Consider the following 21,849-nt stretch of genomic DNA (forward strand, 5'->3'; position numbering starts at 1 on the left):
GGAGTTTATAAAGAAATTGTAGAATGTTTTAGTATATAACACCTTAGATGTAACAACTTCCTTTTTGAAAAAGAAAGAAGGAGGCATAAAGCAGAAAGGTAGTGGAAATATTTCTTCTAGAAGATTTGCATTTTATCTTACATTCACCAAAAAATAGTACTCCTGAAACAATGAAGTTCATTTTATTTGAATGAAATAGGGAGAGAGGTTAATGAAGAAAAAAATATTGGGTGTAATGATGATTGCGACAATGGCAGTAGGTATATTTGCAGGGGCGAATGTGACACCTGTAAAAGCGGAAGAGTATCCACAAATGATTGTGTTTGAAGATGTTCCATACGGATTTTGGGCATATGATGCTATTATGGATTTAGCGTATCATAAAATTATATTAGGGTATGGAAACGGGAAGTATGGTGTTGGCGATCTTATAACACGTGAACAAGTAGCTGGGACTATTTACAGAACACTTGAGATAAAAGAAGAAGGGCCAGTAGCGAATCCATATAAAGATGTTTCTGATAGTACAACCACTTTTAAAAAGGAAATTTTAGCGTTAACAAAACGTGGGGTTTTTACAGGGGATGGCCAAGGGGATTTTAGGCCGAAAGCACCAATCTCTAGAGCGGAAATGGCTGTCATTTTAAAACGAGCATTTAATTTTGAAACGAAACAAAAACATACATTTAAAGATATTCCAAAAGGTCACTGGGCAGAAGATGCAATTAGTGCGTTACAATCTAATAATGTTGTGAGAGGAACTGGGAATGGCATGTATGAATTAAATCGCCCTGTACCTAGAGAACAATATGCTCAGTTTATTAATAATGCGATTATTAATTATCATTTGAAAGAGGATTGGAAGTAGAGTGAAATATGAAAGCACAAATAGAAATAGTTGTGCTTTTTTGTTTGTTTAAAAAGAATTATTATTCGTATTTATGTATTTTTATGGTTATACACAAGCTTTATAATCAACCCGATGAAAAAGACATGATGTGTAATATGATTCACAAAACCGTCACGAAATGTGTCGAAAAATATATTGTCTCTATACCATTTATTCTGTATATTTTTAAAAAAACATATGCATATTGGGGAGATAATTGGATGAGCAAAAAATTATTAAAAACAGCTACAGCATTAACAATTATGGGTGGGGTGTTATTCTCAGCAGAGAGTGATAGTGTAAAAGCGGAAAGTGCACCGTTGCAAAAAACAAATACAATTGTATTTCAAGATGTACCAAAAGGACATTGGGCATATGAGGCAATTCATGAATTAGCGGAGCAAGAAATCATTTTGGGATATGGTGATGGAATATTCGGTTTTGGGGATAATGTAACACGTGAGCAAGTTGCAGCTTTAATTTACCGTGTGTTTGATATGGAAGAACAAGATGAATATGAAAACCCATATGGAGATATCGATGAAAATTCAACAAGCTTTATCGAGGAGATATTGGCTTTAACGGAAATCGGAATTTTCCAGGGAGACGAGAATGGAAACTTTAGACCGAAGGCAACGTTATCGCGTGCGGAAATGGCACAAGTTCTTACGAATGCTTTTGACTTACAGGCAAAAGGATCTCATAACTTTAATGATGTTTCAGCAAATTCATGGGCAACGAATGCAATTAGTGCAGTACAAACAAATGGTATTACAATGGGAATCGGAGAAGGTAAATTCGGTCCGTCTATGAAGGTAACGAGAGAACAATACGCACAGTTTTTACATAGAGCAATATTGCATGATATGGAACAAGGGCAGTAATAAAGTTTAACTAGTCAAAGTGAAATTTAAAAATAATACAAAAAGGTCGTTGTTGTATAACAGCGGCCTTTTTTTTATAAAATAAAGCGCGAAAGAATGACGTTTTGAAAAAAAATGAAATGAATTTTCAAAAAAAACTTCCTTTTCTGAAGATTTGTTATATAATATAAAACATGAAATCAAATCTGTTATAAAACAGTTTAAGAAGGGGATGCTAATATGTCGACGCAAACTTCACGGGTTACACTCGTTGGAGAAATGTTACCAGCGTACAACGAAATATTGACACCTGAGGTGCTTAGTTTTTTGAAGGAACTACATGAGAATTTTAATGAGCGCCGCATAGAACTTTTACAAAAACGTGTAGAAAAACAAAAGAGAATTGATGCAGGGGAGTTTCCGAAGTTTCTAGAAGAAACAAAACACATACGTGAAGCGGATTGGACAATTGCCAAGCTGCCAAAAGACTTAGAGGATCGTCGCGTAGAGATTACTGGACCGGTAGATAGAAAGATGGTCATTAACGCTTTAAATTCAGGAGCGCATCTTTTTATGGCGGATTTTGAAGATTCGAATGCACCAACTTGGGAAAACGCAGTTGAAGGTCAAATCAATTTACGAGATGCAGTAAAGGGAACGATTTCACATGAAAATGATAAAGGGAAAGAATATAGATTAAATGAGAAAACAGCTGTACTCATTGTACGTCCAAGAGGATGGCATTTAGAGGAAAAGCATATGCAAGTTGATGGGAAAAATATGTCGGGTAGTTTAGTAGATTTCGGCTTGTACTTTTTCCATAATGCGAAAGCTCTTTTAGCGAAAGGGAGCGGCCCATACTTTTACTTACCGAAAATGGAAAGTTATTTAGAAGCGAGATTATGGAATGATGTATTCGTATTTGCTCAAAAATATATCGGCATTCCAAATGGAACGATTAAAGCAACTGTGTTACTGGAAACGATTCACGCTTCGTTTGAAATGGATGAAATTTTGTATGAGCTAAAAGATCATTCTGCTGGCTTAAACTGCGGAAGATGGGATTATATTTTTAGCTTTTTAAAGAGTTTCCGTAATCATAATAAATTCTTACTACCAGATAGAGCACAAGTCACGATGACGGCGCCATTTATGCGTTCGTATTCTTTGAAAGTAATTCAAACATGTCACCGCCGTAATGCACCAGCAATTGGAGGAATGGCGGCACAAATTCCGATTAAAAATAATCCAGAAGCAAATGAAGCAGCTTTTGAAAAAGTGCGTGCTGATAAGGAACGCGAAGCTTTAGACGGTCATGACGGGACTTGGGTTGCCCACCCTGGACTTGTACCGGTTGCAATGGAAGTGTTTAATCACATTATGAAAACACCAAATCAAATTTTTAGAAAACGTGAAGAAATATGTGTAACAGAAAACGATTTACTAGAGGTACCGGTGGGAACGATTACAGAAGAGGGCCTTCGCATGAATATTAGCGTAGGTATTCAATATATTGCATCTTGGTTAAGCGGACGGGGAGCAGCACCCATTTATAACTTAATGGAAGATGCGGCAACAGCTGAAATTTCAAGAGCACAAGTATGGCAATGGATTCGTCATGAAGGTGGAAAACTAAATGATGGTCGTAATATTACGCTTGAATTAATGGAAGAGTTAAAAGAAGAAGAATTAGCAAAAATAGAAAGAGAGATTGGTAAGGAAGCCTTTAAGAAAGGGAGATTCCAAGAGGCGACAACGTTGTTTACAAATCTCGTTCGGAATGATGAATTCGTACCATTTTTAACATTACCGGGTTATGAAATTTTATAAAAAATGAAAAGGGGATGGAACAAATGAAAAACGAAAGAATCGAGAAGTTACAAGAAAGCTGGGAATTAGATGAGCGTTGGAAAGGGATCACACGTCCATATTCGGCAGAAGATGTAATTCGCCTGCGCGGGTCAATTGATATTGAACATACATTAGCGCGTCGCGGTGCTGAGAAGCTTTGGACATCGCTTCATACAGAAGACTATATTAACGCACTTGGCGCATTAACAGGAAACCAAGCGATGCAACAAGTAAAAGCTGGGTTAAAAGCGATTTACTTAAGTGGTTGGCAAGTAGCAGCTGATGCAAACCTTTCTGGGCATATGTATCCAGACCAAAGTTTATATCCAGCGAACAGCGTACCTGCTGTAGTAAAACGAATTAATCAAACGCTTCAACGTGCGGATCAAATTCAGCATATGGAAGGAAGCGATGATACAGACTATTTCGTACCGATTGTAGCAGATGCAGAAGCTGGATTTGGTGGGCAATTAAATGTATTCGAACTGATGAAAGGTATGATTGAAGCAGGTGCATCAGGTGTGCATTTTGAAGATCAATTATCTTCAGAGAAAAAATGTGGCCATTTAGGCGGAAAAGTACTACTACCAACGCAAACAGCAGTACGCAATTTAATTTCTGCACGCCTTGCAGCAGATGTAATGGGAGTGCCGACAATTATCGTTGCAAGAACAGATGCGGATGCAGCTGATTTAATTATGAGCGATATCGATCCTGTTGATAAAGCATTTATTACAGGAGAAAGAACACCAGAAGGGTTTTACCGTACGAATGCAGGTCTTGATCAAGCAATTGCGCGCGGTTTAGCGTATGCACCGTATGCAGACCTCGTTTGGTGTGAAACGTCAGAACCAAATTTAGAAGATGCAAAACGATTTGCGGACGCAATTCATAAGGAGCATCCAGGGAAGCTACTTGCATATAACTGCTCACCTTCATTCAACTGGAAACAAAAACTAGATGAAAAAACAATCGCAAGCTTCCAAAAGGAAATCGCATCTTACGGTTACAAGTTCCAATTCGTAACACTTGCTGGATTCCATTCATTAAATTACGGTATGTTTGAACTAGCACGTGGCTATAAAGAGCGCGGCATGGCAGCATACTCTGAACTACAACAAGCAGAATTCGCAGCTGAAAAACATGGCTACTCTGCAACACGTCATCAACGCGAAGTAGGAACAGGTTACTTTGATGAAGTGGCACAAGTGATTACAGGCGGAACTTCATCAACGACAGCGTTAAAAGGATCTACGGAAGAAGCACAGTTTACGAAATAAAAGGAAGGGGCACCTTTTTGAAAGGTGCCCCTTGTTATTTTCTAAACGATTCGAAAAGAGAGATTGAGTTGTCGGCAAAAAACGATACTAACTTTTCTTTATTACTAAATCAACTCCACTCAGCCCTATGATCACGAATAAACTTCATATCTTTCTCATAATGCTCTAGATGTCCTTCATCGATCATTCTTTGGAAATTCAAGTCGCCTTCTTGAGCTTTTCGTTTCATATATGTACATAACCCTTCTAATCGAAGTAACACCATTCCTAAGTAATCTTCATCCATATTTTTATCATAGGACTGAACGAACAAATTCACTCTCTCTTTAATACGATCTGCATGTTGCGATGAGTCATAATGAACGGCTTCACCAGATTCTGTATAATACACTCTACTTAAAGGCACACAAGTATAGAGTGTATAAGCGATATCCCATAGTCTTGGACCAGGAGCAGCAACATCGAAATCAATAATCCCTACTGGCTTCTCATTATTAAAAATAATGTTATATATGGCAAAATCATTGTGACATAAAACCTCAATGTTATTTGGAGTGTGATCCATCGGTTTCCAATCATCTAATAACGGAAAATCACTTACGGCATCATGGTAAAGGCGGAGCATCTTTGCGATTTCTTTTAATACATCATTAGATCGCATATATTCTTTTAAAGGATAATTGCCAGCTTCTCCTTCAATAAAGGATAAAATCTCTCTATCTTTTTCATCTACACCTAAAAACTTTGGAGCATAATGAAATCCTTTGTTTTCTAAGTGTTGCAATAGCTTATGAATCTTTTCACTGCCTAGCTTTAACTCTCGCCGAACAGTATTTTCAGAACGATATACGTTTGAGACGTTTCCCCCTGTTAGTCTTTCTTCTTTAGCGTAGTTTGACATGTGAAAATTCCCCCCTGTGATTAAAAAATCCAATTCCAAATAGTGAATAGACCAACAATGGCAGAAAAGAGAAGGGAAGCAAGCAATGCTAGACAGCCAAAAGGAACTAGCTTATCTTGCCATGTTTCTTTATACTCATAAACTAAATTCTCTACTACTTCTTTCTGCACTGAAGATAAGGGCTTATCTTTATCCAAACCCTTTATATGGATAGAATCGCCTTTAAACTTTAAAGCACGTGCAATATGATGAGGACTATTTCCCATTGATTTTTCAAATAATAAACATGATTCATGCATAATATCTGTTTTATGCTCTTCTAGATACCAGTAACGTCCAGCCATTTCCGGATATTGTAATTTATAATAAATATCTCCGAGTTGTTTTCGAAGATGTAATTCATTTGGGTATGTAAAGATGAGGCCATGCAATCTATCTCTTGCTTTTCCAAGATTATTATTTTCAATATCCTCTTCAATTCTTTTTAATGTTTTTTTAGGAATTTTATTGGTCATAAACTCCTCCTTATTTAGAATAGAGATAATTATATTTTATAAGAAATACTAAAAATTAGGAATTCTATTTTCGAAAAAGATTGTATATTTTATTTTAATGTGCTATGATAATGTCAGTTGAATAGTTAAATTAAGCAATCCATATGTTATCAAGTGCTGAAAACGAACGAGAAAAAGTATGTGAGAACTAGTTTATGTTTCGTATTTGATAATGTGTGGATTCTTTTTTTAGACAGGAAGACTAAAAAATTTTAAATTTGTATTTTCTTAGGAGGAAATAATTATGGCAGTAACAGGACAAGTAAAATGGTTTAACAACGAAAAAGGCTTCGGTTTCATCGAAGTTCCAGGTGGAAACGACGTATTCGTACATTTCTCTGCAATCGAAACTGACGGTTTCAAATCTCTAGAAGAAGGTCAAAAAGTTAGCTTCGAAATCGAAGACGGTAACCGTGGACCTCAAGCTAAAAACGTAATCAAACTATAATTTTATAGTTGATGATGGAAAAAAGGATGGCTAATGCCATCCTTTTTTTAGGTTGTGGAGAAAATTTTTCCAGAGCCTGTTTTTATATGTAACTCTCTTTTTTTTATGTTAAAACTGGTAAAAAATTATCGGGAATGCGTATTAGTTTCTGTAGAAGAGTTAGTTCAGCAAGAGCATTTGCTGCGTATGATAGTAAATAACTATAAATTTGTTTTCTCTGTTGAAATGGGGAAATCTTTTCTAGATAGACCTTGAGTAACATCTTTTTTGTTAGCATTGTTGTTGGAATTTTGTACGTTTTGAGATGATGTTTCTAACAGTTGTTCTTGTTCCTTACTAGGGGTATTCAGAGCATCTGAGGGGATGCTATTAACCTACTGGCTTAATAGATCTTCTTTATCCATAAGTATACAGCTCCTTTTGGGAATTCGATAAAAAGTAATGTAATTATAACTAGCTACTTATATATTGTGTTTTTGAATGAAATTATATACAAAACTTATATTACAAAGTTAACTAATTAACGAATTGTTAGTGATGGATAAAGATGTACAAATTTTAATTTTTTAACAAAAATTAAAAGCGGGTAACAAGTACAAATACTCTTTCTCATGTTTTATATAAGGAGCATATTACAAATCAAAAAAGATGTAGAGAACCTTGGAAGAAAATATAGTTGTTTTTTTTAAGGGTTAAGAAGAATAAATAAAATGATACTACAAATGTAAAAAGGCATTCCATAAAGGAAGGCCTTTTATTGTTCTTGCCCTGATTTTTTCTTCTCACGTTTTTTACATTCTGTACATTTTGATTTACGAAACGGTTTGGCAAAGAATAGCAGAATGAAAAATAAACCGAATATAATACTAGCTGAGTTTTTCACGATAATGATGCTACTATTTTTCATTTGAATCGATGGTTGGATTTCTTTTTCTTCCATAGTGGCCCTCTATATATTGGATTTACATTTTAATTATAGCAAAGTTAATTGTTTTAATGATGTGAAAATAGGAAGGGATAATAAATATTTATAGGTAGTATAAATGTTGTTTTTATAACTTTAAAATTAAAAAATCACTATATTGTGATTTTATTATTTAACAAATGTTTGATAAATGATAAAAAACTGTAAAAAAGCGGAGCTTGTAAGCTATTTCCTTTTCATAGATGCTAAAATTATATATACAGCTGCTAATATAAATGGAAAAAAGGAGATAATGGAGTATGGAAAGTAAAGTGGAACGCTATGTCGAAAATTATGTTGTAACGAAAAATACGATGGCCTTACTTCCTGTTATTCTAAGTGAAAAGAAAATTGTTACGCGAGTCGTTGAAATGAATGATTCTTTTTTCGTATTTCAAAAACCTCTAGATATTATAGAAAGAAGTTGCCGCAAGCATGGCTCTAGTTTCTTAGGCAGAAAAGAAGGAACGAAAGAGTTAACTCATATTACACATAAAGCACCGATTGCGATTAGTCCAGCAGATCAACTTTATTTTTTCCCTACCTATTCTTACTCTAGAAAAGAGTGCGCTTGGTTGTCTCATTTTTATATTGAAAGTAACAAAGAATTAAAAGATGGAAATCTTATTATTAGATTTATAAATGGTTTTGCTGTGAAATTAGAAATATCAAAAACTAGTTTTGAAAATCAACAAAATCGTACAGCGAAATTACGTACTGAATATGAAGATCGTAGGAAAAAACAAGGGAGCCCTTGTTTTAAAGAGGTTGATAAAAAAGAGGAATCAACATTAAGACCCGCTTATGAGAGTGTGTATTTTGTGAAGGAAGGCGAAGTGTGAAAGGATGGGGGGAATCCCCATTCTTTTTTTGTTTATCCCGCTATTTGTGGGCAGTAAGACCCCCACCTCAAAATTCAGCGAAAGCAAAGAAGTTAAGCGGGGGATCAACAAAATCCCCACTGATTAAAGTTTCACTTTATCAGTCTTTGTAGATAAGGCGATATATTAGAGAAACCGAGTTGTAATTGATATATCTAGAAAATCACCAGTGTAATTTCATTTGCCGATAAAAAATCGAAAAACAATCTAAATAACAAAACGAACGACACGTCCTGTCGAATATTGATAGATTATCATAGCTAAATAATGAAGGAATTCTTATGAAAGATATGGAAACTTTAATAAATACATCTCCATATGTCGTATCTACCATTTCCTCTTTCATATAAGCAATGATACAGTAGGGATAGTATTTAGAGTAAAGGGGTAAAGTGTAGAATGGATTTTCAGACAATCAAAGAGTATTTTTCACCAGAAAATATGGATCATATTGTTGAGAGTTATAAAGCGTTCGGACCACTTCTTGGTATTGGTTTACCGATGATAGAGGCGTTGATTCCAGCATTACCGCTTATTGTATTTGTACTGGCAAATGCTGTTGCATTTGGCTTTTGGCTCGGTTTTCTTTATTCATGGCTTGGATCAGTAATGGGTGCATTACTTGTCTTTTTCATCATCCGCCATTTTGGTCGCAGTCGTTTCTTTTCGTTTGTAAATAAGCATGAGAGAGTACGAAAAGCAATGGGATGGATTGAAAGAAAAGGATTTGCACCGATTTTTGTTATATTTTGTTTTCCATTTACACCGTCAGCATTAATAAATGTTGTCGCTGGTTTATCCCGAATTAGTGTAAAACAGTTTGGGCTAGCGTTAGCATTCGGAAAACTTGTGATGATTTTTATTTTAACGTATATCGGTCATGATTTAATGTCATTTATTCATAATCCAGTGAAATCAGTCATTGTAGCGATTGGTATTTTTATTTTATGGTATGTCGGTAAGAAAATCGAAGTAAAGTTAGAACTGCATTAAGAATAGTCTTCTTTGTAAAGGAAAGCTTCAGTATTAAAGGATAAGGGGAGAAGCAGATGAAGAAAACTTTGAAAAAAGAAGGCATAGAGTGGATACGAACAATTTTAATTGGTGTATTATTAGCTGTATTTTTTCGAACGTTTTTCTTTTCGACGTACGTTGTAGAGGGGAAGTCAATGATGCCGACATTACAAGATGGCAATATGCTCGTTGTAAATAAGGTGAGTTATCAAGTTGGGGACTTGAACAGATTTGACGTTGTGGTGTTTCATGCGAATAAAAAAGAGGACTATGTAAAGCGGATTATCGGTTTACCTGGAGATCATATTGAATATAAGCATGATAAATTATATATAAACGGACAATTCGTGGATGAACCTTATTTAGAGAAATATAAGAAGGAGATAAATGGACGACAACTAACAGGTGACTTTACGCTAGAAGAGTTAACTAAGGAAAAAACGGTGCCACCTGGATATATTTTTGTAGTAGGTGATAACCGCCTCGGGAGCTGGGATAGTAGACACTTTGGATTTGTAAAAGCTGATACAGTTGTCGGTAAAGTTGATTTACGATATTGGCCAATTCAAGAGGTGCAAACGAATTTTTCAAAAGGTTGATATAATAGGTAGAAGTATAAAAAAAGGCAAACTACTCCGTTTGTCTTTTTTCGTGTCCTATAATACAATTATAGTAGCAAACTAACGTTCGTTATGTAAGTGAAAGGTGGGGTTACATGTCACTTCGATTTGTGATTGGTAGAGCGGGAAGTGGAAAAAGTACACTTTGTTTACACGAAGTGCAAGAAGAGTTAAAACAGCGCCCGAGAGGGGAAACAATATTATATCTTGTGCCAGAACAGATGACATTCCAGACGCAGCAGGCGTTAATTGGAAGTGAGGATGTAAGAGGTTCTATTCGGGCACAAGTTTTTAGTTTTTCACGATTAGCGTGGAAGGTACTACAAGAAGTTGGTGGAGCGAGTCGTCTTCATATTGATGAAGCGGGTGTACATATGTTACTTCGTAAAATTGTAGAGTCTCGTAAAGATGGGTTATCGGTGTTCCAAAAAGCAGCGGAGCAAAACGGTTTCTTTGAACATCTGGGCAGTATGATTGCAGAGTTTAAACGTTACAATGTAACGCCATCTAACGTATATGAAATGTGGCAACAATTAGATGCGCATAGTAGCAGTGCCGAGCAAAAGCTATTAGCGAATAAAGTGTATGATTTACAACTACTATATGATGATTTTGAACGTGCTTTAATCGGAAAATATTTAGATTCAGAAGACTACTTGCAATTGCTAGTGGAAAAGCTTCCGCAATCTGAATATGTAAATGGTGCGGAAATTTATATAGATGGATTTCATTCATTCTCCCCGCAAGAGTTAGAGATTGTAAGACAGCTTATGATTTGCGGAGCGAGAGTTACGATCACGTTAACGATAGATGAAAAAACGTTAGCGCAGCCAGTAAATGAACTCGATTTATTTTATGAAACGACGGTAACGTATGAAAAAATAAAACAAGTAGCGCGTGAAGAAAAAATAGAAATTGAAAAAACAATTCCACTTATGGAACAGCCGCGTTTTCATTCTCCAGCATTAGCGCATTTAGAAGCTCATTATGAAGCGCGTCCGAATGAAAAATTTAACGATGAAGCGAGTGTAACGATTAGTACAGCTGCGAATTTACGAGCGGAGGTAGAAGGTGTTGCTCGTGAAATTCGTAAACTTGTTGCGGATGAAAAATATCGTTACCGAGATATTGCAGTACTTCTTCGTAATGGGGAAAGTTATTACGATGTGATGCGAACGTTATTTACAGATTACAATATCCCGCACTTCATCGATGAAAAGCGCCCGATGTCACACCATCCATTAGTAGAATGTATTCGTTCTGCACTCGAGATTATTAGTGGGAATTGGCGTTATGATGCGGTGTTCCGCTGCGTGAAAACAGAGCTTTTATATCCATTAGACGTAAGAAAAGAAACGATGCGTGAAGAAATGGATGAATTTGAAAATTACTGTTTAGCGTACGGTGTACAAGGAAAGAGATGGACTTCAGAGGATCCATGGATGTATCGCCGTTATCGTTCTCTTGATGATACGAACGGGATGATCACAGACAGTGAACGTGAAATGGAAGAGAAAATAAATAGGCTACGTGACGTTGTAAGAACACCTGTTATTCGCATGCAAAAAAGGTTAAAGCGTGCAGGAACAGTTATGCAAATGTGTGAAGCAGTTTACTTATTTTTAGAAGAGCTGGATGTTCCAAAGAAACTAGAAGAATTACGTATACGTGCAGAAGAAAGTGGAGATTTCTTATTTGCGACAGATCATGAACAAGTATGGGAAGAGGTAATGAGCCTTCTTGATACGTTTGTAGAGATGCTTGGTGATGAGAAAATGTCTCTTTCTATGTTTACGGACGTTATGTCGACAGGTCTTGAGGCACTTCAATTTGCTAATATTCCGCCTTCATTAGACCAAGTATTAATTGCTAATATTGATCACTCCAGGTTATCTGACGTGAAAGCAACGTTTATTATAGGTGTAAATGAGGGGGTTATTCCAGCAGCACCTATGGATGAAGGTATGCTTTCTGATGAGGAAAGAGAAGTTCTTGGTGCGGCAGGAATTGAATTAGCGCCAACGACGAGACAAACTTTGTTAGAAGAACAGTTCGTTATGTATCAAATGGTAACGAGAGCATCTGAGAAGTTATACATTTCATGCCCGCTTGCAGATGAAGAAGGAAAGACGTTACTTGCGTCTAGCTTTATTAAGAAAATAAAAAGAATGTTCCCTAATGTGAAAGATTCATTTATTACGAATGACGTAAATGATTTATCACGTTCAGAACAAATTTCATACGTAGCAACGCCAGAAGTAACGTTATCTTACGTTATGCAGCAACTACAAACGTGGAAGCGATACGGATTTGAAGGGAATTTAGACTTTTGGTGGGACGTATACAACTTCTACGTAACTTCAGATGAATGGAAACAAAAAAGTAGCCGCGTCTTATCAAGTTTATTCTATCGAAATCGTGCGAAGAAACTAAGTACAGCAGTAAGTAGAGATTTATATGGAGATATAATTAAAGGAAGCGTCTCTCGTATGGAACTATTTAACCGTTGTGCATACGCTCATTTTGCGCAGCACGGTTTATCGCTTAGAGAGCGTGATATTTTCAAGCTTGATGCGCCAGATATCGGCGAATTATTCCATGCGGCATTAAAGAAAATTGCGGACAAGTTATTGCGTGAAAACCGTACTTGGGCGGATTTATCCATAAAAGAGTGTGAGCATCTTTCTGTTTTAGTAATAGAAGAAATCGCACCGTTATTACAACGACAAATTTTATTAAGTTCAAACCGTCATTTCTATTTAAAACAAAAACTACAACAAATCATTTTCCGTACGTCAATCATTCTTCGTGAACATGCGAAGTCGAGCGGATTCGTACCAGTTGATTTAGAAGTGCCGTTCGGTATGGGCGGTACAGGATCACTTCCGCCGATGGAATTCTCACTACCAAATGGTGTGAAGATGGAAGTAGTCGGCCGTATTGACCGTGTTGATAAGGCAGAAGATGAAAACGGGACGTTCTTACGTATTATTGATTATAAATCAAGTTCAAAAGCGTTAGATTTAACGGAAGTGTATTACGGATTAGCACTTCAAATGTTAACGTATTTAGATGTTGTTACTTCGAATGCACAGACCTGGATGAAAAAAGGTCACACAGCATCACCAGCTGGTGTATTGTATTTTCATATTCATAACCCAATCGTTGAGATGAAAGGTGACGCATCTGAAGCTGAAATTGAAAAAGAAATTTTAAAGAAATTTAAAATGAAAGGACTCGTATTAGGAGATGCTGACGTTGTTCGTTTAATGGATAACAAACTTTCAACAGGAAGTTCAGATATTATTTCTGCTGGCCTGAAAAAAGACGGTAGCTTTAGTGCGCGTTCAAGTATTGCAAGTGAGCAAGAGTTTAACGTACTGCAAAAATATGTACACCATACGTTTGAAAATATCGGAAAAGATATTACAGAAGGTGTTATCGATATTGCTCCTTATAAAATGGGAAATAAAGCAGCATGTACGTTCTGTAACTTCAAATCTGTTTGTCAATTTGATGAGTCACTTGAAGATAATCAGTTCCGATCGTTAAAAGATATGAAAGATAGCGAAGCGATGGAGAAAATAAGAGAGGAGGTTGGCGGAGAATGATAGAAAATTGGCCTAAAAAACCAGAAGGTAGTCAATGGACAGATGACCAGTGGAAAGCTGTTGTAGCGAACGGACGTGATATTTTAGTTGCGGCTGCAGCTGGATCAGGTAAAACAGCAGTATTAGTTGAACGTATTATTAAAAAGATTATTAATGAAGAGAATCCAGTCGATGTCGACCGCCTGCTCGTTGTAACATTTACGAATGCAGCGGCGCAAGAGATGAAAAACAGAATTGGGGAAGCGTTAGAAAAAGTATTAATTGATGAGCCAGGCTCTCAGCACATTAGAAAGCAGCTGAGCTTATTAAATAAAGCTTCTATTTCGACGATTCATTCCTTTTGTTTACAAGTAATTAGAGGATACTATTACATGCTTGATGTGGATCCTCGTTTCCGTATTGCGAATCAAACAGAAAATGAATTGTTAAAAGAAGAAGTGCTAGATGACATATTAGAAGAAGAGTACGGAATCGAAGATAATACAATCTTCTTTGAACTTGTTGATCGTTATACGAGTGACCGTAGTGATGATGACTTACAACGTATGATTTTAGCGCTTCATACAGAGTCAAGAGCGCATCCAAATCCGGAAAAATGGCTCGATAAATTAGTAGAAGCATATGACGTAGAAGGAAAGACAATTGAAGATTTAGTGTACGCTTCTTACTTATTAGAAGATGTGAAATTCCAGCTTGAAACAGCGGAACAGCATATTCGTAAAGCGACGGAGCTCGCAATGCTTCCTGACGGTCCAGCGCCTCGCGTTGAAACGTTGCAAGCAGATGCAGCTTTACTTGGAACGCTATCATCAGCTGCTCGTGAATCGTGGACAAGTTTGTATGAAGCGATGCAAAACGTATCGTGGCAAACGTTAAAGCGCATTAAGAAAAGTGATTATAACGAGGATATTGTAAAACAAGTAGACTCTCTTCGTAATAAAGCGAAAGATGAAGTGAAGAAATTACAAGAAGAGCTATTTAGCCGCAAACCTGAAAGTTTCTTACGAGATTTTCAAGATATGCACCCAGTATTAGAAAAGCTCGTTCAACTTGTAAAAGTATTTACAGAGCGTTTCCAAGCGATGAAGCGAGATAAAGGAATGGTCGATTTCACAGATTTAGAGCATTTCTGTTTACAAATTTTAAGTGAACCAAGTGAAAATGGTGAAATGAATCCGTCAGCAGTGGCGCTCCAATATCGTAATAAATTTGCTGAAGTATTAGTCGATGAATATCAAGATACGAATTTTGTACAGGAATCCATTATTAAATTCGTAACGAAAGATTCTGAGAGTGCAGGGAACTTGTTCATGGTTGGTGACGTAAAGCAGTCGATTTATCGTTTCCGACTAGCCGAACCAGGACTATTCCTAGGAAAATATAAACGCTTCACACAAGAAGGATTGGGTGGCGGAATGAAGATTGACTTAGCGAAAAACTTCCGTAGTCGTCATGAAGTACTAGCAGGTACGAATTTTATTTTCAAACAAATTATGGGCGAAGAAGTTGGGGAAATTGACTACGATGTTGACGCTGAACTAAAGCTAGGTGCTACCTATCCAGAAGGTGAAGATGTAGCGGCTGAACTACTATGCATTCAGCAAACAGAAGAAGAAGTAATAGACGGTGAAGAAGGTTCGGAAGTAGAAAAGGCACAGCTTGAAGCTCGCCTTATGGCGCAGCGCATTAAAGCGATGGTCGATTCAGGTTATGAAGTATATGATCGTAAAACGGATAGTATGCGCCCTGTACAATACCGCGACTTCGTTATTTTACTTCGCTCCATGCCGTGGGCCCCGCAAATTATGGAAGAGTTAAAATTACAAGGAATTCCAGTATATGCTGACCTCGCGACTGGTTACTTTGAAGCGACGGAAGTAAATATTATGATGAACGTATTCCGCGTTATTGATAATCCGATGCAAGATATCCCGCTTGCAGCTGTACTTCGTTCCCCGATCGTTGGATTAAACGATGAAGAACTTGCAATGCTTCGTGCTCATGGAAAGAAAGGCTCGTTTTATGAAGTAATGAGCTCATTCTTAAAAGGGGCACCGCTTGAAGAGGAGCAAGAACTTCATGATAAATTAGAGTGGTTTTATAACTTACTACAAGGATGGCGTGAATTTGCACGTCAACAATCACTTTCTGATTTAATTTGGAAAGTGTACGGTGAGACAGGTTATTACGACTTCGTTGGCGGTTTACCAGCTGGAAAGCAAAGGCAGGCAAACTTACGCGTACTATATGACCGCGCAAGACAATATGAAGCAACATCATTTAGAGGATTATTCCGCTTCTTACGTTTTATTGAACGTATTTTAGAACGCGGTGATGATATGGGGACGGCGAGGGCCCTCGGTGAACAAGAAGACGTTGTTCGCATTATGACGATTCATAAAAGTAAAGGGCTAGAGTTCCCAGTTGTATTTGTAGCTGGACTCGGTCGTCGTTTTAATACACAAGACTTAATGAAACGTTTCTTATTGCATAAAGATTTCGGTTTCGGTTCGCAATTTATCGATCCGCGCAAACGAATTAAATATACAACATTATCACAGCTTGCGATTAAGCGTAAAATGAAAATGGAATTAATTGCGGAAGAAATGCGCGTACTATACGTAGCATTGACGCGTGCGAAAGAGAAGTTAATTTTAATTGGAACAGTTAAGGATGCAAATAAGGAAATGGAAAAATGGCTTGATGCGAGGGAGCATAGTGAATGGTTATTACCAGATCATATACGTGCCGGAGCGTCTTGTTATTTAGACTGGATTGCACCTTCATTATATAGACACCGTGATAGTGAAATACTTCTTGAATTAGGACAAGGAAGTATTCCAGATGAAATTTACGGGTATGACACTAGCTGGAAAGTAGAAGTTGTGGACGGTAATACGCTACTTGCACCAGAGCCAGTTCAAGAAGAGAAACAAGAATTGTTAGAAGCGCTTCGTGAGAAAAAGGCTGTTCCCCTGCAAAGTGAACGGAAAGAAGAAGTGTACGACAGATTAATGTGGAAGTACGGATATGAGGATGCGACATCTCATCGCGCGAAGCAATCTGTTACAGAAATAAAGAGAAATTATCAATCTGAAGAAGGTAGCGATAACGCCTTTATTAAAAAACTACGTGCACCAATTAAAACACGCCCGCGCTTTATGGAGAAAAAAGGGTTAACGTACGCAGAGCGCGGAACAGCAGTCCATGCCGTTATGCAGCATGTTGATTTGAAGAAGCCGATTACGGTTGAAGTTCTTCAAGAGCAAATTGCTGGAATGGTAAATAAGGAATTATTAACATTCGAGCAGGCGGAAGAAATAGCCATTGAAAAAGTAATTTCATTCTTCGACAGTGACTTAGGTAAAAGGGTATTAGCGGCGAAAAGTGTTGAGCGTGAAGTACCATTTACGATGATGCTTGCAGCAGAAGAAGCATATCAAGATTGGCAAGGGAAGAGTGAAGAAACGATTCTTGTCCAAGGGGTTATCGACTGCATGATTGAAGAGGAAGACGGCATTACGTTAATCGACTTCAAAACAGATACGATTGAAGGGAAATTCCCAGGCGGATTTGAACAAGCAAAACCAATTTTAGAAGATCGATATAAAGTACAGCTTTCGTTATATGCAAAAGCACTGGAGAAAAGCTTACAACATCCTGTGAAAGAGAAATGCTTATACTTCTTTGATGGCAATCATATTGTAAAAATTGAAGAATAGAGGGACTTGAAAATGGCAACGGAAAAAACGTTAAGAACGTGTGAAAAAGGACATGAATACTACAAAAGTAGCGACTGTCCAACTTGCCCAACTTGCGAGAAAGAAAAGAAGCCGAAAACAGGATTTCTTTCACTTCTTTCATCACCAGCACGAAATGCGCTGCAACATCACGGAATTCAAACGATAGAAGAACTCTCAAAATATAGTGAAAAAGAAATTTTAAAAATGCATGGTATGGGACCAGCGTCTTTGCCGAAGCTTAGGAAGGCTTTGGAGGAGAGCGGGTTATCATTTAAATAAAATGAAATAGTGCTTCTTCACTACTTACTTGTTTATACCACTATTTGTGGACAGTAAAGCTCTTGCTTATTAAAATTTCATTTTAATAATTTTGAATTAGATAAAAGAAAAAAGTAGGAGAATATCTCCTACTTTTTTTACGCTGTTCCAATCTGATCTTGATCTGCCACATCAGAATCAAACGTATTTGTTGCACTAACACCGTTAAACGTATTCACGACAAACCCAACATTAGAAGCTCCAGATCCGTTATAGGCTTTCGTGTTTTCTTTCGGAGATACGTTATAAAAATCTCCTAAGTTGAAAGAGCCGTTACTGTTTTGCACGACGAGATTTCCTACAACCGAAGGCATACCATCCACCTACTTTACTAAGCTTTTTAATTACTATATGAATTATTGTGCGGAAGGTTCATCCGTAATATATTGGCGGATTTGCATAATACGAGAGTTATTAAAAGCATAATCAACATTCCCAATTTGAAAGCAACCAGAATTTAAAAGTGTCCGCAATTCAACGTTATTCACTTCAATAAAAGGACATTCATTTACAATATTTAATTTTACATCTGTCGTTCGTTTTGGAATTGTAATGTGTTCATCTGTAAAGATTTCAAAAGCATCAAAGCGACCTTCTCCCCGTATATAACAAGGAATTTCACGGTGGACGGCAATAGCTCTACTTTTTAATTCCATTTGGTTTGCATCTCCAACTTGAAATACGGCAGTAATCCCTAAAGAAATAATAGAAACATTTTGGACAATGGACACATGATGCAACATAATTTCTCAGTCTCCTTAACCTGGAGTAGGAGCGACATCTGTTACTAATGGTACAAATGGACCCTCTGTAACTGTTTCAAATGGTGTATCGAGAATAGAAGATAGAATGAGGAGATTTGCATCTCCAATTAAAAAGAGTGCGGACGACGATACACCGTTCATTTTAATCTGTCCGACTTTTAACTCACGGTTTACAACGTTAAGGTTCATACATAATTACTCCTTTCGGAAATTTCCTGGTATGTGCTGAATAAAGGAGAGAAAGGCTTTGTCAATATCTTGTTTCATTGCCTGAATAATGATATCTCGTAAATAATCTGGATCTGTTGAAATACCTTCATATGATTGCGCTTGTGATAAATAATAAGGGAGTCGATGCTCCATCTGTTTTTTTATGTCATCCACCATCATTTGTCGATACATTTCATCAAGCGGTGTTCTCTCTTCTTGTTCAAAATGGAGAATACGATTATATGCTTCTTCATCTAAGTATCGATGCATTTCTTGGAGGATACCTTGATAAAAGTCTGGGTTTGTTTCGGTTTCAGGGTTTACCTTTAATGTTTCTGTATCCACTTGAAAATCTTCAATTTGTTGTCCTTTTGCTGAAAATGGGTTTAAACCAATATTTAAAGTACCATTTAAATTTTCGACTTTTAATTGATCGAATTTGTATTCCACTTTTCCTACAGAAGAGGAGGGGCGATTTTTTAATTCGTTAAGCTCTTCTTGGAGTTGGCGCACTTGATCTTCTAAATTCAAGATGGCTGCTTGTTGTGTTTGAAGAGCTTGTTGAAGTTGGTGTAAGTAAGTATATATATCTTGATTCATTTGTGAAACCTCCTTTTCAATAGGGAGGGTAAAAATATTCCTACTATATATTTATGACAAGGATGTCTTAAGAAGAACTAGTTGATGGTTTGATAGAAATAATTTGTCCTTTCGCCTGTAATGGGCGAAGCGGCTCCGTAAATCCGCCCGTATTTGAAAATTTAGATAGGGCTTTAATACTTCCGGCAGTACCAATTTGGAACACAGAAGAGGTTGTAATGCTATCAATTTTAATACTGTTGATGACGATACTTTGGTTTACATAAAAGTTCAATATAATCGCCCCCTTTAAGTTGAACCAATTATCGCTTGATCGACGACATCTGAATCGTTGACAGTCGTTGCACTTTGATAATTGTAGACAGAAACGTTATCTCCAACGTTAAAAGAGCCGGCCCCGGCGAAAGCACGTGAGTAACTAATAGGCCTAATCGCAAATACATCTCCAATATGAAAAATACCACTTGATCCAATATTGACGATACGAATATGTCCGACCATAGCTGGCATACAAAACACCCTTCGTTTTTAAAATTTTCTTTTCTACTATTGTATGGGCGTTTCCAATAAAATGTGTATTTTTTTGAAATAAAAGAAACACACGCATTATTGCGTGTGTGTTTTGAACGTTTGATTAGGGTGTAAATCCGTAGGTACATGACAAATTACATTTAAGAGCCTGTCCAGTTCTTGGCTACAATCCACTGTTTTTTGAGAAGTCATTCCATAGCGTTCAGCAAAATAAATCATTTTTTCACGTTTTTTTTCAATCGCTTGCTCAAACATTGAAATCGGCTCCATCTCTAAATGAAATTTTTAGTATATATGTAGTACATATTATACAAAAACTTCATAAAAAAGAAATGCATTCGCTAAAAAAAGTAAAATTTCTACATTTTATGCCAAATGATAAAGGAGTAACGAATCGGATATGAGAAGAATATTGTAAAAATTAGCGTGCATGAGAAGGTTTTTTTCTTGCGGATGCGAATACAATTAAAGTGTATGAGTTGTAGGATGGAGAGTGGAAATATTGCGTTTTGTAACGGCGAAAAAAGAAGAAAAGGTATTTGTAGGTATTGTGGATGAAGAAGAAGAAAAGGTATTACACTTAAGAGAAGCGCAAAGACAAAAAGGGGAAAAGGTTACAATCCCTATTACAATGCTAGAGTGTATTGAAAGAGGGACTGAATGCTTTGAGAAAGTATGTGAAATTGTAAATTGGGCAAAAGAGAACGGGGAAGCGGCGTATTATCCGTTAACAGAGGTGAAAATATTAGCACCGATTCCAAGGCCAAGAAAGAATATTTTGTGCGTTGGAAAAAACTATCGTGAGCATGCGGTAGAAATGGGCGGAGTAGAGTCTATTCCAGAAAATATAATGATCTTTACGAAAGCACCAACAACAGTTATTGGCATAAATGAGCAAATTAATGGTCACCCTCATGCAACGGACGAACTAGATTACGAAGGAGAATTAGCTATCATTATTGGTAAGCGAGGGAAACAAATTAAAAAAGAAAAAGCGCTTGAGCATGTTTTTGGTTATACGATTATCAATGATGTAACAGCTCGAGACATTCAAAGAAAACATAAACAGTTTTTCCTTGGGAAAAGCTTCGATACATTTTGTCCGATGGGACCGTATTTAATTCATAAATCGGTGGTTAATGCGCCGAATTCATTACACATTGAAACGGTAGTAAATGGAGAAGTAAGGCAAACTTCCAACACAAATAAAATGATTTTTCCAATAGAAGAAATTATTTCAACGATAAGTAAAGGAATGACTTTAGAACCAGGCGATATTATCGCAACAGGAACCCCGGCTGGTGTCGGAAAAGGTTTCACGCCACCAAAGTTTTTACATGCTGGTGATGAAGTGGTTATTACAGTAGAAGGAATTGGTACTTTGCGAAATGTAGTGAAGTGAAGAAAAGAGCTATCTTGTTAAAAGATAGCTCTTTTTTATGGCCTTGGGTTATAGAGGTAATCGATAACGGAAAAAGTGTAAAGACCAATGAATGCAAGTGTACAAATGCCAAATAGTATAACCGTAAGTGCGCTTTTTTCTCGTCCAAAACCAATGATAGTAAGAATAACAGCAGTCCAAAATGATGCTTTCAGTAGTGTGAATGTAGTAGAAGTTGAGTAGTGAGTAAGCCATGTTGTGGAAAGTAGGAAGCCAAAGAATGTAACTAAAATAAAAGATGTAGCTAAATAGTTAATATGTTTACCATATCTTAATAGCATATCGCACCTCCTTTACAATTTTAAAATACAGAAAATTACAATTTTATCTTAATATAAATGAATATAAAAAGAAAGAGGTTGTCCC

At 36.7% G+C, this 21,849-nt stretch carries 23 protein-coding genes; 12 read left to right on the top strand and 11 right to left on the bottom strand.

Annotated elements, in window-relative coordinates; all coding sequences use genetic code 11:
- The first annotated feature begins 211 nt into the window (after positions 1–211).
- From BAQ53_RS05475 to aceA, 4 genes are all read left to right on the top strand, one after another.
- On the top strand, positions 212–868 hold the full coding sequence (locus BAQ53_RS05475) for an S-layer homology domain-containing protein (RefSeq protein ID WP_000727106.1): 657 nt from the start codon (positions 212–214) through the stop codon (positions 866–868).
- 137 nt (positions 869–1,005) lie between these two features.
- The gene (locus BAQ53_RS05480) at positions 1,006–1,773 is read left to right on the top strand and encodes an S-layer homology domain-containing protein (RefSeq protein ID WP_116777462.1); all 768 of its coding nucleotides are present in this window, start codon (positions 1,006–1,008) and stop codon (positions 1,771–1,773) included.
- A 219-nt stretch (positions 1,774–1,992) separates the two neighbouring features.
- Positions 1,993–3,582 (top strand): malate synthase A, encoded by a 1,590-nt coding sequence (gene aceB, locus BAQ53_RS05485; RefSeq protein WP_000107337.1) that lies wholly within the window; start codon positions 1,993–1,995, stop codon positions 3,580–3,582.
- A gap of 23 nt (positions 3,583–3,605) precedes the next feature.
- Positions 3,606–4,883 (top strand): isocitrate lyase, encoded by a 1,278-nt coding sequence (gene aceA, locus BAQ53_RS05490; RefSeq protein WP_208906589.1) that lies wholly within the window; start codon positions 3,606–3,608, stop codon positions 4,881–4,883.
- A 109-nt stretch (positions 4,884–4,992) separates the two neighbouring features.
- On the opposite strand, the gene BAQ53_RS05495 is transcribed toward aceA, so the two are convergent.
- Both BAQ53_RS05495 and BAQ53_RS05500 read right to left on the bottom strand, forming a co-directional pair.
- A complete protein-coding gene (locus BAQ53_RS05495; protein WP_046945920.1) occupies positions 4,993–5,784 on the bottom strand; it encodes a phosphotransferase in 792 nt (263 codons plus the stop codon).
- A gap of 20 nt (positions 5,785–5,804) precedes the next feature.
- Positions 5,805–6,299 (bottom strand): DUF6584 family protein, encoded by a 495-nt coding sequence (locus BAQ53_RS05500; RefSeq protein WP_000182384.1) that lies wholly within the window; start codon positions 6,297–6,299, stop codon positions 5,805–5,807.
- Positions 6,300–6,582: 283 nt separating this feature from the next.
- Between BAQ53_RS05500 and cspA the strand changes: the two genes are divergently transcribed.
- Positions 6,583–6,786 (top strand): RNA chaperone/antiterminator CspA, encoded by a 204-nt coding sequence (gene cspA / locus BAQ53_RS05505; protein ID WP_000301523.1) that lies wholly within the window; start codon positions 6,583–6,585, stop codon positions 6,784–6,786.
- 754 nt (positions 6,787–7,540) lie between these two features.
- Here the strand turns inward: cspA and BAQ53_RS05515 are convergent.
- Positions 7,541–7,726: a hypothetical protein gene (locus BAQ53_RS05515; protein WP_000391367.1), complete on the bottom strand. Its 186-nt coding sequence runs from the start codon at positions 7,724–7,726 to the stop codon at positions 7,541–7,543.
- A gap of 284 nt (positions 7,727–8,010) precedes the next feature.
- Here BAQ53_RS05515 and BAQ53_RS05520 point away from each other — a divergent pair, with 284 nt between their 5' ends.
- The 6 genes from BAQ53_RS05520 to BAQ53_RS05545 all read left to right on the top strand — a co-directional run bounded on the left by BAQ53_RS05520 (position 8,011) and on the right by BAQ53_RS05545 (position 17,898).
- Entirely contained in the window at positions 8,011–8,592 is a 582-nt protein-coding gene (locus tag BAQ53_RS05520; RefSeq protein ID WP_000444444.1) for a competence protein ComK, read from the top strand.
- A gap of 438 nt (positions 8,593–9,030) precedes the next feature.
- Positions 9,031–9,624 carry a TVP38/TMEM64 family protein gene (locus BAQ53_RS05525; RefSeq protein ID WP_000347517.1) on the top strand — a complete coding sequence of 198 codons (594 nt, stop codon included), beginning with the start codon at positions 9,031–9,033 and terminating at the stop codon, positions 9,622–9,624.
- Between the two features lie 56 nt (positions 9,625–9,680).
- Positions 9,681–10,244 carry a signal peptidase I gene (lepB, locus tag BAQ53_RS05530; protein ID WP_000751900.1) on the top strand — a complete coding sequence of 188 codons (564 nt, stop codon included), beginning with the start codon at positions 9,681–9,683 and terminating at the stop codon, positions 10,242–10,244.
- Positions 10,245–10,360: 116 nt separating this feature from the next.
- A complete protein-coding gene (gene addB / locus BAQ53_RS05535) occupies positions 10,361–13,876 on the top strand; it encodes a helicase-exonuclease AddAB subunit AddB (protein ID WP_000058568.1) in 3,516 nt (1,171 codons plus the stop codon).
- The gene (gene addA / locus BAQ53_RS05540; RefSeq protein WP_151522429.1) at positions 13,873–17,598 is read left to right on the top strand and encodes a helicase-exonuclease AddAB subunit AddA; all 3,726 of its coding nucleotides are present in this window, start codon (positions 13,873–13,875) and stop codon (positions 17,596–17,598) included. Before addB ends, addA begins: the two co-directional genes overlap by 4 nt.
- A gap of 12 nt (positions 17,599–17,610) precedes the next feature.
- Positions 17,611–17,898: an RNA polymerase alpha subunit C-terminal domain-containing protein gene (locus BAQ53_RS05545; RefSeq protein WP_074594665.1), complete on the top strand. Its 288-nt coding sequence runs from the start codon at positions 17,611–17,613 to the stop codon at positions 17,896–17,898.
- A gap of 137 nt (positions 17,899–18,035) precedes the next feature.
- Here BAQ53_RS05545 and gerPF read toward each other — a convergent pair whose 3' ends face one another.
- The 7 genes from gerPF to BAQ53_RS05580 all read right to left on the bottom strand — a co-directional run bounded on the left by gerPF (position 18,036) and on the right by BAQ53_RS05580 (position 20,297).
- Positions 18,036–18,251, bottom strand: a complete 216-nt coding sequence (gene gerPF / locus BAQ53_RS05550) for a spore germination protein GerPF (RefSeq protein WP_001141566.1) — start codon at positions 18,249–18,251, stop codon at positions 18,036–18,038.
- A gap of 42 nt (positions 18,252–18,293) precedes the next feature.
- Complete coding sequence (locus BAQ53_RS05555) at positions 18,294–18,680, bottom strand: spore germination protein GerPE (protein ID WP_000902323.1); 387 nt, start codon at positions 18,678–18,680, stop codon at positions 18,294–18,296.
- A 15-nt stretch (positions 18,681–18,695) separates the two neighbouring features.
- Complete coding sequence (gene gerPD / locus BAQ53_RS05560; RefSeq protein ID WP_001052806.1) at positions 18,696–18,890, bottom strand: spore germination protein GerPD; 195 nt, start codon at positions 18,888–18,890, stop codon at positions 18,696–18,698.
- Positions 18,891–18,896: 6 nt separating this feature from the next.
- Positions 18,897–19,511 carry a spore germination protein GerPC gene (gene gerPC / locus BAQ53_RS05565; RefSeq protein ID WP_001070760.1) on the bottom strand — a complete coding sequence of 205 codons (615 nt, stop codon included), beginning with the start codon at positions 19,509–19,511 and terminating at the stop codon, positions 18,897–18,899.
- Between the two features lie 67 nt (positions 19,512–19,578).
- A complete protein-coding gene (gene gerPB / locus BAQ53_RS05570; protein WP_001012516.1) occupies positions 19,579–19,785 on the bottom strand; it encodes a spore germination protein GerPB in 207 nt (68 codons plus the stop codon).
- Positions 19,786–19,799: 14 nt separating this feature from the next.
- Positions 19,800–20,021 (bottom strand): spore germination protein GerPA, encoded by a 222-nt coding sequence (gene gerPA / locus BAQ53_RS05575; RefSeq protein ID WP_001111188.1) that lies wholly within the window; start codon positions 20,019–20,021, stop codon positions 19,800–19,802.
- A gap of 96 nt (positions 20,022–20,117) precedes the next feature.
- The gene (locus tag BAQ53_RS05580; protein ID WP_089149403.1) at positions 20,118–20,297 is read right to left on the bottom strand and encodes an aspartyl-phosphate phosphatase Spo0E family protein; all 180 of its coding nucleotides are present in this window, start codon (positions 20,295–20,297) and stop codon (positions 20,118–20,120) included.
- A 247-nt stretch (positions 20,298–20,544) separates the two neighbouring features.
- Between BAQ53_RS05580 and BAQ53_RS05585 the strand changes: the two genes are divergently transcribed.
- A complete protein-coding gene (locus tag BAQ53_RS05585; protein ID WP_001213073.1) occupies positions 20,545–21,444 on the top strand; it encodes a fumarylacetoacetate hydrolase family protein in 900 nt (299 codons plus the stop codon).
- Between the two features lie 35 nt (positions 21,445–21,479).
- On the opposite strand, the gene BAQ53_RS05590 is transcribed toward BAQ53_RS05585, so the two are convergent.
- On the bottom strand, positions 21,480–21,764 hold the full coding sequence (locus BAQ53_RS05590) for a hypothetical protein (protein ID WP_000926865.1): 285 nt from the start codon (positions 21,762–21,764) through the stop codon (positions 21,480–21,482).
- Positions 21,765–21,849: the final 85 nt, after the last annotated feature.

The sequence above is a fragment of the Bacillus sp. B25(2016b) genome, assembly GCF_001679765.1.
GTDB lineage: Bacteria > Bacillota > Bacilli > Bacillales > Bacillaceae_G > Bacillus_A > Bacillus_A thuringiensis_K.

Excerpts from the sequence above, each read along its gene's own strand:
- gerPD (WP_001052806.1), bottom strand. The coding sequence starts at position 18,890 with ATGAACCTTAACGTTGTAAACCGTGAGTTAAAAGTCGGACAGATTAAA.
- BAQ53_RS05475 (WP_000727106.1), top strand. The coding sequence starts at position 212 with ATGAAGAAAAAAATATTGGGTGTAATGATGATTGCGACAATGGCAGTA.
- BAQ53_RS05480 (WP_116777462.1), top strand. The coding sequence starts at position 1,006 with ATGATTCACAAAACCGTCACGAAATGTGTCGAAAAATATATTGTCTCT.
- aceA (WP_208906589.1), top strand. The coding sequence starts at position 3,606 with ATGAAAAACGAAAGAATCGAGAAGTTACAAGAAAGCTGGGAATTAGAT.
- cspA (WP_000301523.1), top strand. The coding sequence starts at position 6,583 with ATGGCAGTAACAGGACAAGTAAAATGGTTTAACAACGAAAAAGGCTTC.
- BAQ53_RS05545 (WP_074594665.1), top strand. The coding sequence starts at position 17,611 with ATGGCAACGGAAAAAACGTTAAGAACGTGTGAAAAAGGACATGAATAC.
- gerPF (WP_001141566.1), bottom strand. The coding sequence starts at position 18,251 with ATGCCTTCGGTTGTAGGAAATCTCGTCGTGCAAAACAGTAACGGCTCT.
- gerPC (WP_001070760.1), bottom strand. The coding sequence starts at position 19,511 with ATGAATCAAGATATATATACTTACTTACACCAACTTCAACAAGCTCTT.
- BAQ53_RS05555 (WP_000902323.1), bottom strand. The coding sequence starts at position 18,680 with ATGTTGCATCATGTGTCCATTGTCCAAAATGTTTCTATTATTTCTTTA.
- BAQ53_RS05580 (WP_089149403.1), bottom strand. The coding sequence starts at position 20,297 with ATGTTTGAGCAAGCGATTGAAAAAAAACGTGAAAAAATGATTTATTTT.
- BAQ53_RS05520 (WP_000444444.1), top strand. The coding sequence starts at position 8,011 with ATGGAAAGTAAAGTGGAACGCTATGTCGAAAATTATGTTGTAACGAAA.
- BAQ53_RS05590 (WP_000926865.1), bottom strand. The coding sequence starts at position 21,764 with ATGCTATTAAGATATGGTAAACATATTAACTATTTAGCTACATCTTTT.
- BAQ53_RS05515 (WP_000391367.1), bottom strand. The coding sequence starts at position 7,726 with ATGGAAGAAAAAGAAATCCAACCATCGATTCAAATGAAAAATAGTAGC.
- lepB (WP_000751900.1), top strand. The coding sequence starts at position 9,681 with ATGAAGAAAACTTTGAAAAAAGAAGGCATAGAGTGGATACGAACAATT.
- gerPA (WP_001111188.1), bottom strand. The coding sequence starts at position 20,021 with ATGCCAGCTATGGTCGGACATATTCGTATCGTCAATATTGGATCAAGT.
- addA (WP_151522429.1), top strand. The coding sequence starts at position 13,873 with ATGATAGAAAATTGGCCTAAAAAACCAGAAGGTAGTCAATGGACAGAT.
- BAQ53_RS05495 (WP_046945920.1), bottom strand. The coding sequence starts at position 5,784 with ATGTCAAACTACGCTAAAGAAGAAAGACTAACAGGGGGAAACGTCTCA.
- aceB (WP_000107337.1), top strand. The coding sequence starts at position 1,993 with ATGTCGACGCAAACTTCACGGGTTACACTCGTTGGAGAAATGTTACCA.
- addB (WP_000058568.1), top strand. The coding sequence starts at position 10,361 with ATGTCACTTCGATTTGTGATTGGTAGAGCGGGAAGTGGAAAAAGTACA.
- BAQ53_RS05500 (WP_000182384.1), bottom strand. The coding sequence starts at position 6,299 with ATGACCAATAAAATTCCTAAAAAAACATTAAAAAGAATTGAAGAGGAT.
- BAQ53_RS05525 (WP_000347517.1), top strand. The coding sequence starts at position 9,031 with ATGGATTTTCAGACAATCAAAGAGTATTTTTCACCAGAAAATATGGAT.